Annotated in this window: 14 protein-coding genes and 1 pseudogene; 7 read left to right on the top strand and 8 right to left on the bottom strand. The window is 71.4% G+C overall.

Annotation, left to right across the window (positions count from 1 at the left end):
• Positions 1–71: 71 nt before the first annotated feature.
• Entirely contained in the window at positions 72–1,673 is a 1,602-nt protein-coding gene (locus tag ABH941_RS10710; RefSeq protein ID WP_370128550.1) for an FAD-dependent oxidoreductase, read from the top strand.
• A gap of 217 nt (positions 1,674–1,890) precedes the next feature.
• Positions 1,891–3,561: a molybdopterin-dependent oxidoreductase gene (locus tag ABH941_RS10705; RefSeq protein ID WP_370128548.1), complete on the top strand. Its 1,671-nt coding sequence runs from the start codon at positions 1,891–1,893 to the stop codon at positions 3,559–3,561.
• A 9-nt stretch (positions 3,562–3,570) separates the two neighbouring features.
• Here ABH941_RS10705 and ABH941_RS10700 read toward each other — a convergent pair whose 3' ends face one another.
• The 3 genes from ABH941_RS10700 to ABH941_RS10690 form a co-directional block, all read right to left on the bottom strand.
• Positions 3,571–4,137 (bottom strand): isochorismatase family protein, encoded by a 567-nt coding sequence (locus tag ABH941_RS10700; RefSeq protein ID WP_370128546.1) that lies wholly within the window; start codon positions 4,135–4,137, stop codon positions 3,571–3,573.
• An 82-nt stretch (positions 4,138–4,219) separates the two neighbouring features.
• Entirely contained in the window at positions 4,220–5,668 is a 1,449-nt protein-coding gene (locus ABH941_RS10695; RefSeq protein WP_370128544.1) for a sensor histidine kinase, read from the bottom strand.
• Positions 5,665–6,396, bottom strand: a complete 732-nt coding sequence (locus ABH941_RS10690) for a response regulator transcription factor (protein ID WP_370128542.1) — start codon at positions 6,394–6,396, stop codon at positions 5,665–5,667. The genes ABH941_RS10695 and ABH941_RS10690 overlap by 4 nt, the downstream gene beginning before the upstream one ends.
• 182 nt (positions 6,397–6,578) lie before the next feature.
• On the opposite strand from ABH941_RS10690, the gene ABH941_RS10685 reads away from it, so the two are divergent.
• Both ABH941_RS10685 and ABH941_RS10680 read left to right on the top strand, forming a co-directional pair.
• Positions 6,579–7,976 carry a ferric reductase-like transmembrane domain-containing protein gene (locus ABH941_RS10685; RefSeq protein ID WP_370128540.1) on the top strand — a complete coding sequence of 466 codons (1,398 nt, stop codon included), beginning with the start codon at positions 6,579–6,581 and terminating at the stop codon, positions 7,974–7,976.
• Positions 7,977–8,011: 35 nt separating this feature from the next.
• Positions 8,012–8,497 carry an FMN-binding protein gene (locus ABH941_RS10680; protein WP_370128537.1) on the top strand — a complete coding sequence of 162 codons (486 nt, stop codon included), beginning with the start codon at positions 8,012–8,014 and terminating at the stop codon, positions 8,495–8,497.
• A 26-nt stretch (positions 8,498–8,523) separates the two neighbouring features.
• On the opposite strand, the pseudogene ABH941_RS10675 reads toward ABH941_RS10680, so the two are convergent.
• Positions 8,524–8,799 (bottom strand): annotated as a pseudogene (locus tag ABH941_RS10675) (short-chain dehydrogenase); the annotation flags it as partial.
• Positions 8,800–8,914: 115 nt separating this feature from the next.
• On the opposite strand from ABH941_RS10675, the gene ABH941_RS10670 reads away from it, so the two are divergent.
• Both ABH941_RS10670 and ABH941_RS10665 read left to right on the top strand, forming a co-directional pair.
• Positions 8,915–9,382: an N-acetyltransferase family protein gene (locus tag ABH941_RS10670; RefSeq protein ID WP_370128535.1), complete on the top strand. Its 468-nt coding sequence runs from the start codon at positions 8,915–8,917 to the stop codon at positions 9,380–9,382.
• A 60-nt stretch (positions 9,383–9,442) separates the two neighbouring features.
• Positions 9,443–9,934 carry a hypothetical protein gene (locus ABH941_RS10665; RefSeq protein ID WP_370128533.1) on the top strand — a complete coding sequence of 164 codons (492 nt, stop codon included), beginning with the start codon at positions 9,443–9,445 and terminating at the stop codon, positions 9,932–9,934.
• A gap of 70 nt (positions 9,935–10,004) precedes the next feature.
• On the opposite strand, the gene ABH941_RS10660 is transcribed toward ABH941_RS10665, so the two are convergent.
• Entirely contained in the window at positions 10,005–10,928 is a 924-nt protein-coding gene (locus ABH941_RS10660; protein WP_370128531.1) for an LLM class F420-dependent oxidoreductase, read from the bottom strand.
• 275 nt (positions 10,929–11,203) lie between these two features.
• Between ABH941_RS10660 and ABH941_RS10655 the strand changes: the two genes are divergently transcribed.
• A complete protein-coding gene (locus tag ABH941_RS10655) occupies positions 11,204–12,916 on the top strand; it encodes a serine/threonine-protein kinase (RefSeq protein ID WP_370128529.1) in 1,713 nt (570 codons plus the stop codon).
• A 49-nt stretch (positions 12,917–12,965) separates the two neighbouring features.
• Here the strand turns inward: ABH941_RS10655 and ABH941_RS10650 are convergent, their stop codons facing one another.
• From ABH941_RS10650 to ABH941_RS10640, 3 genes are read right to left on the bottom strand one after another with little or no spacing between them, the layout of a single operon-like run.
• A complete protein-coding gene (locus ABH941_RS10650; RefSeq protein ID WP_370128527.1) occupies positions 12,966–13,565 on the bottom strand; it encodes a cysteine hydrolase family protein in 600 nt (199 codons plus the stop codon).
• Entirely contained in the window at positions 13,562–15,061 is a 1,500-nt protein-coding gene (locus ABH941_RS10645) for an MFS transporter (RefSeq protein ID WP_370128525.1), read from the bottom strand. The genes ABH941_RS10650 and ABH941_RS10645 overlap by 4 nt, the downstream gene beginning before the upstream one ends.
• A complete protein-coding gene (locus ABH941_RS10640) occupies positions 15,058–15,537 on the bottom strand; it encodes a MarR family winged helix-turn-helix transcriptional regulator (RefSeq protein WP_370128523.1) in 480 nt (159 codons plus the stop codon). Before ABH941_RS10640 ends, ABH941_RS10645 begins: the two co-directional genes overlap by 4 nt.
• Between the last annotated feature and the right edge of the window lie 74 nt (positions 15,538–15,611).

Below are 15,611 nucleotides of genomic sequence, written 5' to 3'. Positions count from 1 at the left end.
CTTCTGAGACACCCTTCCTGAGAGGAGCACGGCAGGTCCCGCGTCAACCCGCGGCCCCGCCGGACCAGCTGATGAACACCATCCCGACCCTGGGCGCCAACCACTCCGCCAGCCGCGCGCAGTCGCGGCACCTGCTCAGCAGCGCCACCTACGACCTGCTGGTCATCGGCGGCGGCATTCTCGGTACGGCGGTCGCCTGGACCGCCGCCCAGTCCGGTCTGAAGGTGGCCATGGTCGACGCCGGCGACTTCGCCGGGGCCACCTCCAGCGCCTCGTCCAAGCTGGTCCACGGCGGGCTGCGGTACCTGCAGACCGGTGCGGTGAAGCTGGTCGCGGAGAACCACAAGGAGCGCCGGGCCCTGGCCACCGACGTCGCCCCGCACCTGGTCAACCCGCTCACCTTCTTCGTGCCGGTCTACAAGGGCGGCCCGCACAGCGCCCCCAAGCTGGGTGCGGGGGTCTTCCTGTACTCGGCGCTCTCGGCGTTCCGCGACGGCATGGGCCGGGTCTCCACCCCCGCGCACGCGCTGCAGCAGGTCCCGGCGCTGAAGGCGGAGGGGCTGCGCTCGGTGGCGGTCTACGGCGACCACCAGATGAACGACTCCCGGGTCGCGGTGATGACGGTGCGCGCGGCGGTCGACTCCGGCGCGGTGGTGCTCAACCACGCCGAGGTGACCGGCCTGCGGTTTTCTGGAGGTAAGGGGGGTACCGGCGGCCGGGTCACCGGCGCCGACCTGAGGGACCGGCTCGACGGCACCGAGTTCGGCGTGAACGCGCGGCTGGTGCTCAACGCGACCGGACCGTGGGTGGACCACCTGCGGACCATGGAGGACGCCGGCTCCGCGCCGAGCATCCGGCTGTCCAAGGGCGCGCACGTGGTGGTCAAGCGTCGCGCGCCGTGGCATGCCGCGCTGACCATACCGATCGACAAGTACCGGGTCTCCTTCGCCATCCCCTGGGAGGACCACGTCCTGCTGGGCACCACTGATGAGGAGTACACCGGCGACCCGGCCGACGTGCGGGCGACCGAGGCCGACATCGACCAGATCCTGGGCGAGGCCGGGCACGCGATCCAGGACGAGCACCTGGACCGCGACCTGATCACCTACTCCTTCGCCGGCCTGCGGGTGCTGCCCGGCGGCCCCGGGCAGACCGCGGCGGCCAAGCGGGAGACCGTGGTCACCGAGGGCCGCGGCGGGATGCTGTCGGTGGCCGGCGGCAAGTGGACGACGTACCGTCACATCGGCCGGGTGGTGCTGGACAAGCTGGCGCACGTCGCCGGCACCGGCCTGGCCGAGGACATCTCGGCGATCCCGCGCACCGTGCCGCTGCCCGGGGTCGCCAGCCCCAACGCGGTGGCGCACCGGCTGCTGGTGGACCGCGAGCCGGGGACCAGGATCGACCCGCTGGTGGCGCGCAACCTGGCCACCCACTACGGGACGCTGTCCTTCGAGATCGCCCAGCTGATCGCGGACAACCCCGAGCTGGGCCGGCCCATCCACCCCGACGGCCCGGACGTCTGGGCCCAGGTCGCCTACGCGGCCGCGCACGAGTGGGCGCAGACCCCGGACGACGTGCTGCGGCGGCGCACCACCATGGTCGTGCGCGGACTGGACACCCCGGAGGTCCGGGCCGAGGTCCAGGCGTACCTGACCGCGCACCACGTGGACTGACGTCCTGCGCAGAGCCGGCAGCAGGAGGGGAACGGACGGGGCGGGCGACGCGAGGTCGCCCGCCCCGTCCGTGTCCGGGACCACCGCCGTAGGACTTCCGTAAGCAGCCACAACCTCTTCAAAGGCGCTCCGACGCTGTGTGATGGACGCACGCACCAGACACGGCCGGCCACCGGCGGGACGCACACATCCCGCCCCACATCGGAGATGTGAGCGGATGACCTACACCACCAGACCGGCCCACGGGGCCCACAGCAGCAGGCGGTCGCCCCGCTCGGTACGCCCGCCTCATGGCGGACGCAAGCTGCGGGTCCTGTTCGGCGCGCTGAGCGGCCTGGTCGCGGCGTTCTCCTCGCTGGCGGTCGCCGAACTGGCGGCGGTCGCCGTACGCCCACAGGCCAGCCCGGTCACGGCGGTCGGTGAAGCGGTCATCGACCGGACCCCGGGGGCGCTGAAGGACTACGCGGTCCGCAACTTCGGGACCAACGACAAGCTGATGCTGCAACTGGGCATCCTGGTCCTGCTGGCGTTCTTCGCGATGGGGCTCGGCCTGCTCGCGCTGCGTTGGCGCCGGGTCGGCTCGGTGGGCGTGCTCGCCTTCGGCCTGCTCGGCGCGGTCTCGGCGATGTCCCGCCCCGACGCGCAACGGTACGACCCGGTGCCCTCGGTGGTCGGGGCCGTGGTCGGCGCGATCGTCCTCTACCTCCTCGCCGCACGGCTGGCCGCCCAGGCCGCACCCTGGCGGGACGACGGGCTGGGCGCGCAGCCGATGGGCGGCGGACCCGCGGACACCAGCTTCGACCGCCGCGGATTCGTGATGCTCGCGCTCTCGGCGTCGGCGGTGTCGGCCGGAGCCGGTCTGCTGGGCAACAAGCTGAACGCCGCGGGCACCCAGAAGGCCGCCGCCTCGCGCGCCGCGGTCAGCATCCCCACCCCGCGCGCCACGGCCAGCGCTCCGCCGGTCGGCTCCGACCTGAAGCTCCCCGGGCTCAGCCCCTACATCACCCCCAACCCCTCCTTCTACCGGGTCGACACCGCGCTCGTGGTCCCGACCGTGGACGCCAACACCTGGAAGCTGCGGATCCACGGGACCGGCGTCACCAAGGAACTGGACATCAGCTACAAGGAGTTGGTGGCGCGCGGCGTCATCGACCGCGACATCACCCTGATGTGCGTCTCCGACGAGGTCGGCGGCTCCTATGTCGGCAACGCCCGGTGGACCGGGGTGCTGCTGGCGCCGCTGCTGAAGGAGGCCGGCGTGGTGCCTCCGTCCAAGGGCGGACCGGCGGACCAGCTCGTGGCCCGCTCGTCCGACGGCATGACGATCGGCACCCCGGTGGAGGCCGTGATGGACGGCCGCGACTCCATGCTCGCCATCGCGATGAACGGCGAGACACTGCCCTTCGCGCACGGCTTCCCGGTGCGGATGGTCGTCCCCGGCCTGTACGGGTACGTCTCCGCCTGCAAGTGGGTGACCGACCTGGAGCTGGCCAAGTTCAGCGACTTCGACGCCTACTGGGCGAAGCGCGGCTGGTCCGCCCAGGCCCCGATCAAGACCGAGTCACGCATCGACACCCCCAAGGGCTCCGGCAAGCTCACCGCCGGAACGGTCCCGGTGGCCGGGGTCGCCTGGGCCCAGCGCAAGGGCATCGCCAAGGTCGAGGTACGGGTGGACGGCGGCGCCTGGCACACCGCCACCCTGGCCGCCCAGGACACCATCGACACCTGGCGCCAGTGGGTCTGGCAGTGGCCGGCCACCGCCGGCTCGCACCGTCTGGAGGTGCGCGCGACCGACCTCACCGGCTACACCCAGACCGAACAGAAGGTCGATGCCCGGCCCAACGGCGCGACCGGCTTCCACAGCGTCACCGTCAACGTCGCCGCCTGAGCCGCCCTCCTACCCGTCGGTCGGCCGGCCGAAGTCGACGTCCTTGGTCACGACCGTCCCGGCTATCCGCCCCGGGGCGGCGTGGTAGGTCCAGTAGAGGTTGGTGTGGGCGATGACCAGCTCCGGCGACGGAGCCCCCCATTCCGACTGGTCCTCCGTCGTGTGGGCGTCGCTGACCAGGGTCGCGTCGTACCCCCGGACGATCGCGCCGTGCAGCGTCGAGCGGATGCACTCGTCGGTCTGCGCGCCGACGACGAACAGCCGTCCGACGCCGAGGCCCGACAGCACGGACTCCAGGGTGGTCTCCTCGAAGGAGTCCGGGTAGTGCTTGTCGACCAAGGGCTCGGCGTCGTCCGGAGCCAGCTCAGGGACGATCCGCCACGGGTCGCTCCCCTGTGCCAGCCGCTCGTCCGACTGCTGGACCCAGACGACGGGCACCTCCTCCCGCCGGGCCTTCTCGACCAGTACGCCGATGTTGGCGACGACGGCGTCGCGCTCGTGGGTCCCCTCGACGACGCCGTTCTGCACGTCGACGACGAGGAGGGCGGTGTCCGGTCGGTTCTCCAGTGTGGTCATGGTCTCCCCGTACTCTCGTAGTCCCCACACCGTAGACCGAGCCACTGACAACCGGCCGTCAGGCAGGTCGTCAGGCAGGTCGTCAGGCGGTGGGAAGGTCCAGCCGGAACTCGGTGCACCCGGGACGGCTGCTCACGGTCAGGCTCCCGTGGTGCGCCGAGACCACGGCGTGGGCGATGGCCAGCCCCAGACCACTGCCGCCGTCGGTACGCGACCGGCCCCCGCCACCGCGGGTGAACCGCTCGAAGAGGGTGGGCCGCAAGGACTCGGGGATACCGGGACCGTCGTCGGCGACCGTGAGCCGGACCGACTCCGGGAGCCTGGACAGCCGCACCTGGACGGTGCTGCCCGCCGGGGTGTGCAGCCGGGCGTTGGACAGCAGGTTGCCCACAGCCTGGTGCAGCCGGTCCCGGTCGCCGGTGACCAGCACCGGGGTCTCCGGCAGGTCCAGGACCCAGTGCTGCCCGGGTCCGGCGACCTGGGCGTCCGAGACCGCGTCGATCACCAGCAGGGTGAGGTCCACCTCCGCACGGGCCAGCGGCCGTCCGGCGTCCAGCCGGGCCAGCAGCAGCAGGTCGTCGACGATCGCGCCCATCCGAACCGACTCCGCCTGGATCCGGGTCAGCGCCCGCGCCACCTCCGGGGCCTGCGGCTGCGGGTGCAGCCTGGCCAGCTCGGCATGGCCGCGGATCGCGGCCAGCGGGGTGCGCAGCTCGTGCCCGGCGTCGGCGGCGAAGCTGCGCAGCCGCTCCTCGGAGGAGTGTCGGCTGGCCAGCGCGGTCTCCACATGGCCCAGCATCCGGTTGAAGGCGGCCCCCACCTGCCCGACCTCGGTACGCGGATCGCTGTCCGGCAGGCGGTGCGGCAGTGCCACCGCGCCGCTCTCCAACGGGAGTTCGGTGATCTGCACCGCGGTCGCGGCCATCCGGTCCAGCGGACGCAGCGACAGCCGCACCCACAGCGCCCCGGCGATCCCGGTCGCCCCCAGCGCGATCGCGAAGACCGTCAGCTCGACCATCTCCAGCCGGTGCACCGCCCCCTCGACCCCTTCCAGCGGCATCCCGGTGATCAGGATGTCGTTGTCCCTCCCGGCCAGAGCCCTGACCCGGTAGAGGCCGCGGGCCTCCAGGTCCAGGTCATGGATGCTGCCGTCGACCGGCAGGGCCTTGATCGCAGCCAGCTCGGCGGCGGAGAGGGTGACCGCGTCGGCGCTGACGTCGGCGTCGTCCGCGTCCCCGTCGACGATGGCGGCCTGGGTGACCTGTCCGCCCGCCAGCCGGGCCCCGAAGGTGCCGACCGACTGCGCCCGGGTGTCCCCCGCGAGTCCGCCTGCGTCGGGGTGCTCCAGGCTCTGCGCATAGCGGACCCCCGACTGCACCAGCTGCTGGTCCACCTTGGAGACCAGAAAACTGTGCAGCGCCAGCGCCGTGGCGACCCCGACCGCGGCGCAGGCCAGCGCAAGCAGCACCAGCAGCCCGCTGATCAGCCGGGCCCGCAGCGATCGGGGCAGCCCGACCCGGACCCGCCTCACCTGGCCTGCTCTCGCAGGACGTAGCCGACCCCGCGGACGGTGTGGATCAGCGGCGGGTGACCGCTGTCCACCTTCTTGCGCAGATAGCTGATGTAGAGCTCCACCACATGCGCCTGGCCGCCGAAGTCGTAGGACCACACGGCCTCCAGGATCTGCGCCTTGCTCAGCACCCGACGCGGATTGGCCAGCAGGTACCGCAGCAGCTCGAACTCGGTCCGGCTCAGCTCCACCGGCGCTCCCCCGCGCCGGACTTCCCGCGTCCCCTCGAACAGCTCCAGGTCCGCCAGGGCCAGCCGCTCGCCGCGGTCGGTCTCGGAGCGGGGGTCGGTGCCGGCCCGGCGCAGCAGCCCGCGCAGCCGGGCCACGACCTCCTCCAGGCTGAACGGCTTGGTGACGTAATCGTCCCCACCCGCGGTGATACCGGCGATCCGGTCGTCCACGGCGTCCTTGGCCGTGAGGAACAACACACAGACGCCAGGGGCCTCGGCGCGCATCCGCCGCAGCACCTCCAGGCCGTCGAAGTCCGGCAGCATCACGTCCAGGACCACGGCGTCGGGGCGGAACGCCCCCGCCACCGCGACGGCCTCGGCGCCGTCGGCCGCCGTCCTGACCTCCCACCCGTCGTACACCAGGGCCTGGGCCACCACCTCGGTCAGGTCCGGCTCGTCGTCGACCACCAGCGCACGCGGAGGCCCGGCCTGGGGGCGGCGGGGGGAATCAGGAGACATAGCATCACATGATGCACCCCTGCCGGTCGCACCCACGGCCTCCGACATGGCTGTGGATTGCCTGTGACCTGCGGCGGAGACCTGGACTTTCAGAAGGAACTCAGAAAGACCGGTGTCAGGGTGAAGCAGTGCGGCCCGCCGGGCCGGCAGCACCGGCCGTCAGTACCTGACCGAGGAGACCCATGACGAGCACCGTCGGAGCGCGCCACGGCGCCGACGCGCGCCACGGATCGCCCGCGTCCCCGCGCAGCGACCAGGCAGCGCTGCTGGCCCCCGCGCTGCTCACCGCCATCGGCCTCGGCGCGGTCGCCGTGGTGTACCTCTGGTGGAACAACACCGCCTCGGTGGTCTCCGCCGCGGCCTGGATCACCAACGCCGGACGGCTCTGCGGCCTGCTCGCCGGATACGCGGCCCCGGTGCTGGTGGTGCTGATGGCGCGAATACCGCTGATCGACCGCACCCTGGGCAGCGACCGGCTGGCGCGCTGGCACGCGATGGGCGGCCGCTACATGGTCGGCCTGGTCGTGTCCCATGTGCTGCTGATCATCTGGGGGTACTCCCTCACCGACCACAACGGGCTGGTCCACCAGACCACCCAACTGGTGTTCCACTACCCGGACATGCTGAAGGCCACCATCGGCACCCTGCTGCTGCTCGGCGTCGGGGCCGTCTCGGCCCGGGCCGCGAGGCGCAGGCTCAGCTACGAGACCTGGTACTACCTGCACCTGGCCACCTATGTCGCCATCTTCCTCACCTTCTTCCACCAGCTCACCAACGGAGCCGAGTTCGTCCTGGAGGCCAAGGCCAAGGTGGCCTGGTACGGCCTCTACCTGGGCTCGGCGGCGCTGATCCTCTGGTTCCGCTTCGCCGTTCCCACGCTGCTGGCGTTCCGGCACCGGCTCAAGGTCGCCGAGGTCCGCCCGGAGGCCCCCGGAGTGCACTCGGTCTTCATCACCGGACGCCGCCTGGACGAACTGGCCAGGGCGACCCGGGCCGGCCAGTTCTTTCGCTGGCGCTTTCTGCAGCGCGGGCTGCTGCTGGCCGGCAACCCCTACTCGCTGTCCGCACCGCCCAACCCGGACTACCTGCGGATCACCGTCAAGGACCTGGGCGGCCACAGCGCGGCGCTGGCCCGGCTGCGGCCCGGCACCAGGGTCTTCGCCGAGGGCCCGTACGGCGCCTTCACCGCGGAGCGGCGCCCGGGGCGCCGGGGCAAGGTGCTGCTGCTCGCGGCCGGCGTCGGGATCACCCCGCTGCGGGCCCTGTTCGAGTCCATTCCGGCCCGGCGCGGCGAACTGACCCTGGTCTACCGGGCCAGCCGCGAGGACGACCTGGTCTTCCGCGCGGAGCTGGAATCCATCGCCAAGGCGCGCGACGCCAGGCTGTACTACCTGGTCGGCTCCCGTGCGGAGGTCGGCGAACCGTTGCAGGCCGGGACCCTGCTCGGGATACTGCCCGACCTGCGGGAACATGTCGTGTTCCTGTGCGGCCCGGACGGGATGACCCGCACCGCGCGTGAGGCCCTGGAGACGGCGGGCGTCCCGCGCGGCCGGATCCACCACGAGTCGTTCGAGTTCTGACCCCGCAGTATCAAGCAACTGGAGAGGCGTCCCGCATGCGTCGCACCGTCCTGACCGCTGGAGGCACCGCCCTAGGTGTGGTGCTGCTGCTGGCCGCCAAGCCGCACCACACCGTGGCCGTCGCCGTCCCCGCGGTCACCGCTCCCAAGCAGCAGTCGACCGGGTCCGCATCAGGAGGCTCCTCGGGGTCCTCGTCCGCGGCCTCGCCCAGCGCGTCCGCCACCGGTGGAACCGGCAAGAGCACCGGCGTCCGCACCGTCACCGGCGGCGCGGTGGACACCCGCTGGGGCCCGGTCCAGGTCAAGGTCGTCTTCAACGGATCGAAGATCACCGCGATCGACGTGATCCAGCAGCCCAACGGCAACCCCCGCGACCAGGAGATCAACTCCCAGGCCATCCCGATCCTGACCCAGGAGGCGCTGGCCGCGCAGAGCGCGAAGATCGACGCGGTCTCCGGGGCCAGCTACACCAGCGAGGGCTACATCGGCTCGCTCCAGAGCGCGCTCGACGCTGCCAAGTAGCGCCCGGCGGGCCGGGTCTCAGGGTCTCACCCGGCGAGCTGCGGATACAGTGCGCCGAGGTCAGCGGACAGACCCCGCTTCACCTGCCGGGACACCTCGTCGACCAGCACCTCGGCGGCGTTCGCCTCGATACCGTCCAGGGCCTGCCGGGCGACCTCGGCCGGCGCGGTCTTCGGCGCGTCGACATGTGTGACCAACTCGGTGTCGACATAGCCGACATGAAGACCGGTCACCTGGATACCGCGCGGAAGCAGCTCCAGCCGCAGCGAGTTGGTCTGCGACCAGAGCGCTGCCTTGGACGCGCCTGGCCACCGCGACGGCGACCGTCCTCCTGGACGCGGCCGGAGTCGCCTGACGAGTCATCAGGTCTGGGGGCCGATAGGGTCGGAGCATGATCCGCCGGGCAGGATGGCGGCCATGGAGACACAGATCGAACCCGCCCGGGTCGCCGACATCCACCAGGTCCTCGTCGACCATTCCCGCTTCTGGGGCGAGCGTGACCTCCGCTCGCTGCATCTGCTGTCGCTGGTGCGGGAGTTCGGCTCGACCTGTCTCATCGCCCGGGCGCAGGACGGGATCCGGGGCTACCTGATCGGATTCGTCACCCCGGCCGGTGTCGGCTACGTCCACCTGATCGCCACCCGGGACGACTCCCGCGGCAGCGGGCTCGGGCGGAGTCTGTACGCCGCGTTCGCCGACGCCGCGCAACGCCAGGGAGCGGTGCGGTTGAAGGCGATCACCTCGGTCGCCAACGCCGGCTCGATCGCCTTCCACCGCACGCTCGGCTTCGACGTACGGATCGAGGACGACTACAACGGCCCAGGCCAGGCCATGGTGGTCTTCACCCGGTCACTGCCGTTCGAGGGGACCGTCCGGAACTGCTAATCTCTGCGCACCCCACCGTGACTGACGCGGTGACACAACACCATAGAGAGACGGGGAACCATGGCGATTCGCCGGGCCAAGATGAAGGCTCAGGTCATCGAGAAGCTCTCCCAGGCAGCCCCGCCCGGAGAGACCTTCATCGCCTGCGTGCACACCGAGACGGGGCCCAGCCCCTGGCTCAACGCCATATTCGACGAGATTCCACTCGTCGGCATCATCGTCGCATTCACGCGCAAGTTCTACTTCCTGACGCTGACCAACACGTCGATCGTGGTCAACTCCGCCAGCCGCTGGACCAATCGCCCCGGTGACGTCGTCGCGGTCTTCCCGCGGGCCGGCTTCCCGGTCAGCCGGATCAAGCGCGCCTCGGTGTGGAGCTCGATGTACGTGGAGCTCACCCCGGGGTCCAAGCCGATCCGGCTCAACGTCCACCGCTACTGGCGTGCCGAGCTCGACCAGGTGATCGCCGCCTTCCCGCAGGCAGCCGTCTTCACCGGCACCGGCGCCGTCCCCGGCCAGGCGACCGCCCAGGACGCCGCCAAGACGGTCTGACAGCCGAGAACATGACGGACGCGAGGGCCTCCGAACCACTGGTGCGGTCGGGGCCCTCGCGTCCGTGGTCTCACTTCGCCAACTGCCCCAACAGCTCCCAGGTCCGGCGCCGATCCGCGTCCCCGGCGACCTCCGTCCCAGAGAACACCACCTCCGTCGCCCCGGCGTCCCGATAGCGCCGCACCTCGGCGGCGACCGACCTCTCGTCGCCGATGACAGCGACGTCAGCAGCCCGCCTGCCGCCGGAAAGCTCAATGACCCGTGCGTAGGACGGGATCCGCTCGTAGAACGCGAGCCGTTCGGCGACCTTCTCGCGCACCGAGTCGGCATCGTCGGTCACCACACCGGACACGAGCGCCACGATCCGGGGCGCGGGACGACCTGCGGCCTCCGCCGCCTTGTTGACGGCCGGCACGATGTGCTCGGCGAGGGCGCGAGGCCCGGCGAGATACGGCAGGATCCCGTCCGCCAACTCGCCGCTGGCCCGCAGCGCCTGCGGTCCCATGGCCGCAACCAGCAACGGCACCCCGGCCTCGGCGCCCGGCACCCGTGCGGGCAGCGGCGTGGTCGCGGTGAGCAGCTCACCGTGGAAGTCGGCGGCGCCCGTCTCGGTCAACTGCCGGAGTGCGATCAGGAATTCACGCAGCCTGGCAATGGGCCGCTGATAGCGGATTCCGAACGCCGCCTCGGTGAGGGCCTTGGTGCCGAGCGCGAGTCCGAGGTGGTAACGGCCGTGCGTGGCCGCCTGGGCGGTCTGCGCCTGGCTGGAGACCAGCAGCGGATGGCGTCCAAAGACGGGAATCGCAGACGTGCCCACCTGCAGCCCCGGCACCTCTCGTCCGACGAGCGCCGCGAGTTGGGGCGAGTCGGCGCCGAAAGTCTGCCCGAACCAAACCGACCGCAGCCCCGCCGCAGCGGCCTCCCCGGCGAGCTCCACGATGACGTCGATCTGGTTGCCCGCGTCCGGCGCGGTGAGTGCTACTCCGACTGTCATGCCACCTCGAACGACCAACAAGCGGCCCTGCATTCCGGCCTTGCCCATCGGCAGCACCATGAACCTGGCCGCCCTCGCCGTCGCCGCATCCGCGGTCGGCTGATTTCCGGCACCAGTCCAAGGCACTCGGCGTCCGCAGCGTTTTCTACCGGTCAGTACACCATCGTCCAGGCAAACACAGCTTTTCCATAAGGAAGTTGACGTGACGTAACTGTTGTCCGGCGGTCTCGTCGAGCCGCCGCCGAATTCGGTGATCCACAGTATTCTCTCGGGCTGTGACAGGAAACAGAGGGAGCCGGTTCGATCTCTCCGGAAGCGGGGCCGAGCCGCTCGAGGCGGAGGATCCGCGCGCCATCGGGACGATCCCGCTACTGGGCAGGCTGGGGTCCGGCGGTATGGGCCGGGTCTACCTGGGGGTGGCCGACGGCCGGTACGCGGCGGTCAAGCAGGTGCTGCCGCACCTGGCCGAGGACGAGAACTTCCTGCGGCACTTCGGCCACGAGCTCGACAACCTCTCCCGGCTGCCGGCAGCCGCCAGTGCGCCGCTGCTGGCCAGCGACCGAGAGGCGCGGCCGCCGTGGTTCGCCACCGCCTACATACCCGGCATCACCCTGAGCCAGGCACTGGTCCTGAACGGCGGTGCGCTGCCCATCGGCGCACTGTGGCTGCTGCTGCGCGAGGCCGCGGTGGGCCTGCGGATGGTGCACGCGCTGGACATGGTGCACCGGGACCTCAAGCCGTCCAACGTGATGCTGACCCCGGACGGCGTCAGCCTGATCGACTTCGGCATCGCCCGGGCCGCGGACCAGAGCCGACTCACCCAGAGCGGCGTTGCGGTCGGCACACCCGCCTACATGTCCCCGGAACAGGCCAACGCAACGCGGAAGTTGACCAGCGCGACCGACATCTTCGCGCTCGGCTCACTGATCGCCTACGCCGCCACCGGGCAGCCGCCCTTCGGAGACGGCTCCGGCGTGGGCCTGCTCTACCAGATCGTGCACGGCGAACCCGACCTCGCGGCGCTGCACGCGGTGGACGCCGAGCTCGCCGAGACGGTCGCAGCCTGCCTGGACAAGAACCCGCAGGCACGCCCCACCGCGGAGCGGCTGTACCGCCTCGCGGACGACAAGGCCCCCTCCCCCGCCCCTACCTGGCCCGCCCCGGTCGTGGCGCTGCTGGCCCAGCGGACCGCCTTCGCAGCCACACCGCCGGACCAGCACGCCCTCCCCGGCCCGTCCCCGACCATGCCGAACGCCGCACCCGACACCCCAGCGGGGGCGGAGCCTGCCTCCGTCCGGCGCCAACGCCGCTCCAGGCGCCTGCTGCTGTTCGTGCTCCCGGTCGTCGTGGCCGCAGCAACCGCCCTCACTGTGGCGATCCTGCCGCAGGTCACGCAGGCCCAGACCGCGGGCGGCACACCGATCGCCTCGGCGCCGGGCTCCTCGTCCTCCGCCGTCGCAGGCTCCACGGCGTCGGCCTCAGCAGGCGGCTCCCCGTCCAGCACCTCGACCGCCACCATCAGCCCCTCCCCGTCCGCCGCGCCCACCCCCTCCGTGTCCGCCACGCACGGCGGCAGCACGGGCGGCAGCAGCAGCGGCGGTGACTCCACCTCGGTCAGCTCCTCCAAGGCCGCCACCCAGCCCGCGACGGCGACCGGCACCACTGCCAAGGCGACCGCCACGGCCACGAAGACGCTGGGGCCCCGGTGCGTGTTCACACCGACGACCTCGTGCAGCAGCAACAACCCGACAGTCGAGCTGCAGGCGGAGCACAACGGTGACGGAGGCTGCACCTTCACGGCCACCATCACCTGGGGCGACGGCACCACCACCGCCGCCGACTACCCCGGCAGTTCCTCCACCTACACCGTCATCGCCACCCACCGCTACTCGGCGAAAGGCAGCTACTCGATCAACATCACCAACGTCACCGACTCCGGCTTCTGCCCCGCTTTCGGCGGCAGCGGCACGTTCACCCTGACCTCCTGAGCCCGCCGTCGGGGTGACGGCGGCCTCAGGCAGGCCAGGCGTCGCCGCGTCAGGCGGCCTTGAGCAGCTCGGCCAGCCGGGCCGTGTCGATCAGGTGGGCGCGGGACGGGAAGACCTCGTTGACCAGGACCCGGTCGACCTCCGGGTGGGGGTCGGCGACGCCGTCGGTGAGGACGTAGACGCGGTAGTCGCGGTCGGCGGTGTCGATGAGCGTGGAGAGGACGACTCCGCCGGTGCTGACGCCGGAGAGGATCAGGGTGTCGATGCCGCGGTCGCTCAGCTGCTGGTGGAGGTCGGTGGTGGAGACCGAGCCGAAGCGGGTCTTGCGGACGACGATGTCACCGTCCTCGGGGGCGATCCGCTCGTCGATCCGGGTGGCGTCGTCCTCGTGGTGGAACATCTTCGCCGCGGCGACCGCGCTGAAGGTCTTGTTGGTCTCCGGGACTGCCGCCCAGTCGTCCTCGGTGAAGGCGACGCGGACGTAGCCGATGGTGCCACCGGCGGCGCGAACATCGGCGATCGCGCCCCTGACCCGCTCGACGAGCGCGTCGGGCTCGGGGACGGCCGCGACGATCCCGTTCTGGAAGTCCATCGCCAGCAGGGCGGTGCGCTTGGGGTCGATCTCGGGGAGGGCGGGTGCGGTGGTCATGCGTGGTTCTCCTTGCGGATGGTTGTCGCTGCGTTCGCAGTGTTCACAGGGGTGTTGGTCTGGTTCGGGATGCCGGTCCCGCGGTCCGCCCTGCGGGCCATCAGCCGGCGGTCGAGGACGGTCAGCAGCAGGACGGCGACGCCCGCGGCGACCAGGACCAGGCCGAGGGTGTGCAGGCCGTGGTCGCTCGCACCGTGACGGAAGACGATGCTGCCGATCACGGCGGAGGTGATGGTTCCGAGGTATCCGAAGGTCCGGAACAGCCCGGAGGCGGTTCCGATCCGGTCGGGCGGCGCCGCGAGGTAGAGCGCGGTCTGGTTGCCGACCGTGGTTGCGGCCGACGTGACGCCGAAGATCAGCGAGACGAGGACGATCGCGATCGCCGGGCTGTGCGAGCTGAGCAGCACGATGCCGCCCGAGCCGAGCACCATGGTCACGGCCGCGACGAGCAGTGGTCCGCGCACCAGGTTGCGGCTGGCGAGCGGGCGCGACAGCAGTGCGGAGACGGCGCCCATCGGCAGCAGCAGGAGTCCCGCCGTCACGGTGGAGAACCCGTGTGCGGCCTCCATCCACTGCGTCATGCCGTACATCACGGTGTAGACGCCGAGCAGGGTGAGGGCCTGTCGCAGATAGGTGCGGGCCAGGGCGCCGTTGGCGGCGAGTTCGCGGAAGTCGAAGAACGGCGCGGTTCGGCGCAGCTCCCACACCACCGTGGGTATCGCGGTCACGACGAAGACGATCAGCGCGATCCACTCGACGTGCGGGAGGGCCATCAGGAAGACGACCAGTGCGGTCATCGAGGCGGCGAAGCCGAGGATGCCGGTCAGGTCGATCCGTTCGGCGATCCTGCGGAAGCTGCTGTCCGCGCGGTCCAGCGCCGGGTCCCGGGGCAGCCAGCGTACGGCCATCACCAGCGCGATCGCGGTGACCGGGAGGTTGATGAGAAAGGCCCAGCGCCAGCCTGCGGCGCCGACCAGCAGTCCGCCGATCGGCGGGCCGACGGCGGCCGTGGCCATGCCCGCGATCGCGAGGCCGCCGAGCACCCCGCCCGGCGGCGCGTCCAGGCCGGCCTGCTCGGCGCGGCGACGGATCAGCACCATCCCGCAGGGGAAGGCGGCCGAGGTGCCGATGCCGATCAGGACCCGGGCGACGGTCAGCATCGCCAGGTTCTGGCCGAGGCCCCCGACCAGGCCGCCGAGCAGCACCAGCACGATGCCGGCCAGGAAGACCCGGCGCGGGCCGAGCACCTCGGCCAGCTTGCCGGCGGTCGGCTGGGCGACGGCGCTGGCCAGGTAGAGGGAGGAGACCAGGACGGCGGTGGCGCCCACCGCGACGTGCAACTGCGCGGCGATGGGCACCAGGGCGGTCGCGATGATGGAGCTGTTGATCGGATTGAGGGCGGAGCCCACGTAGAGCGGGGTGGTGAAGGGCCACGCGAAGGGCTTGCTTCCGAGGTCGCGCGCCGAGGCGTCGCCCTCGCTGACGGCGATGCTCATATGCCGCCGCCGCGCAGGTCGGCCTCGGCGAGCCGCTCCAGGAGCTCTACGGCCTTCTCCAGGACCTCTTGTTCGTCCGGGGCGACCACCTGGTCGATGGCGCGCGCCAGGAACGAGCCGCGGCCCGCCGTGATCCGGTCGATCAGCTCGGTCGCGGAGGCGTCGGCACTGACCAGTTTCTTGCGGCCGTCCAGCGGGTCGGGCTCGCTGTGGACCAGGCCGGCGGCCTTGAGCACCGTCAGGCTCTGGGTGATGGCCTGCGCGCTGACGTGCTCCAGCGCGGCGAGCCGGGCCGCGGTGACCGGACCCTCCCGTATGACGCTGACCAGGATGCCGAGCTGGGTGAGGGTGAGGCCGGTCGCGTTCTGCCCGGACTCCGCGCGCAGGCGTGCGCGCAGCCGTTTCATCGCGTCCTGGAGACGCTGTGCGGTCGCAGCGGACACGTTGGGCTGCTGCGGCCGGGGCTTCGTGTTCATGAACCCCACCATAGAACTCCTCAAGCAACTTTGCCAAGTTGCTTGAGGAGTTCTATGCGGCGGGGCGCGATCGG

The sequence above is a fragment of the Streptacidiphilus sp. EB103A genome, assembly GCF_041261405.1.
Lineage (GTDB): Bacteria > Actinomycetota > Actinomycetes > Streptomycetales > Streptomycetaceae > Streptacidiphilus.
Note: the sequence above shows the minus strand (reverse complement) of the source record. Positions and strands in the feature narration are given on the sequence as shown.

Coding starts and splice junctions, on each gene's coding strand:
- ABH941_RS10670 (WP_370128535.1), top strand. CDS start 8,915: ATGGAGACACAGATCGAACCCGCCCGGGTCGCCGACATCCACCAGGTC.
- ABH941_RS10680 (WP_370128537.1), top strand. CDS start 8,012: ATGCGTCGCACCGTCCTGACCGCTGGAGGCACCGCCCTAGGTGTGGTG.
- ABH941_RS10685 (WP_370128540.1), top strand. CDS start 6,579: ATGACGAGCACCGTCGGAGCGCGCCACGGCGCCGACGCGCGCCACGGA.
- ABH941_RS10645 (WP_370128525.1), bottom strand. CDS start 15,061: ATGAGCATCGCCGTCAGCGAGGGCGACGCCTCGGCGCGCGACCTCGGA.
- ABH941_RS10650 (WP_370128527.1), bottom strand. CDS start 13,565: ATGACCACCGCACCCGCCCTCCCCGAGATCGACCCCAAGCGCACCGCC.
- ABH941_RS10700 (WP_370128546.1), bottom strand. CDS start 4,137: ATGACCACACTGGAGAACCGACCGGACACCGCCCTCCTCGTCGTCGAC.
- ABH941_RS10705 (WP_370128548.1), top strand. CDS start 1,891: ATGACCTACACCACCAGACCGGCCCACGGGGCCCACAGCAGCAGGCGG.
- ABH941_RS10710 (WP_370128550.1), top strand. CDS start 72: ATGAACACCATCCCGACCCTGGGCGCCAACCACTCCGCCAGCCGCGCG.
- ABH941_RS10640 (WP_370128523.1), bottom strand. CDS start 15,537: ATGAACACGAAGCCCCGGCCGCAGCAGCCCAACGTGTCCGCTGCGACC.
- ABH941_RS10660 (WP_370128531.1), bottom strand. CDS start 10,928: ATGACAGTCGGAGTAGCACTCACCGCGCCGGACGCGGGCAACCAGATC.
- ABH941_RS10690 (WP_370128542.1), bottom strand. CDS start 6,396: ATGTCTCCTGATTCCCCCCGCCGCCCCCAGGCCGGGCCTCCGCGTGCG.
- ABH941_RS10665 (WP_370128533.1), top strand. CDS start 9,443: ATGGCGATTCGCCGGGCCAAGATGAAGGCTCAGGTCATCGAGAAGCTC.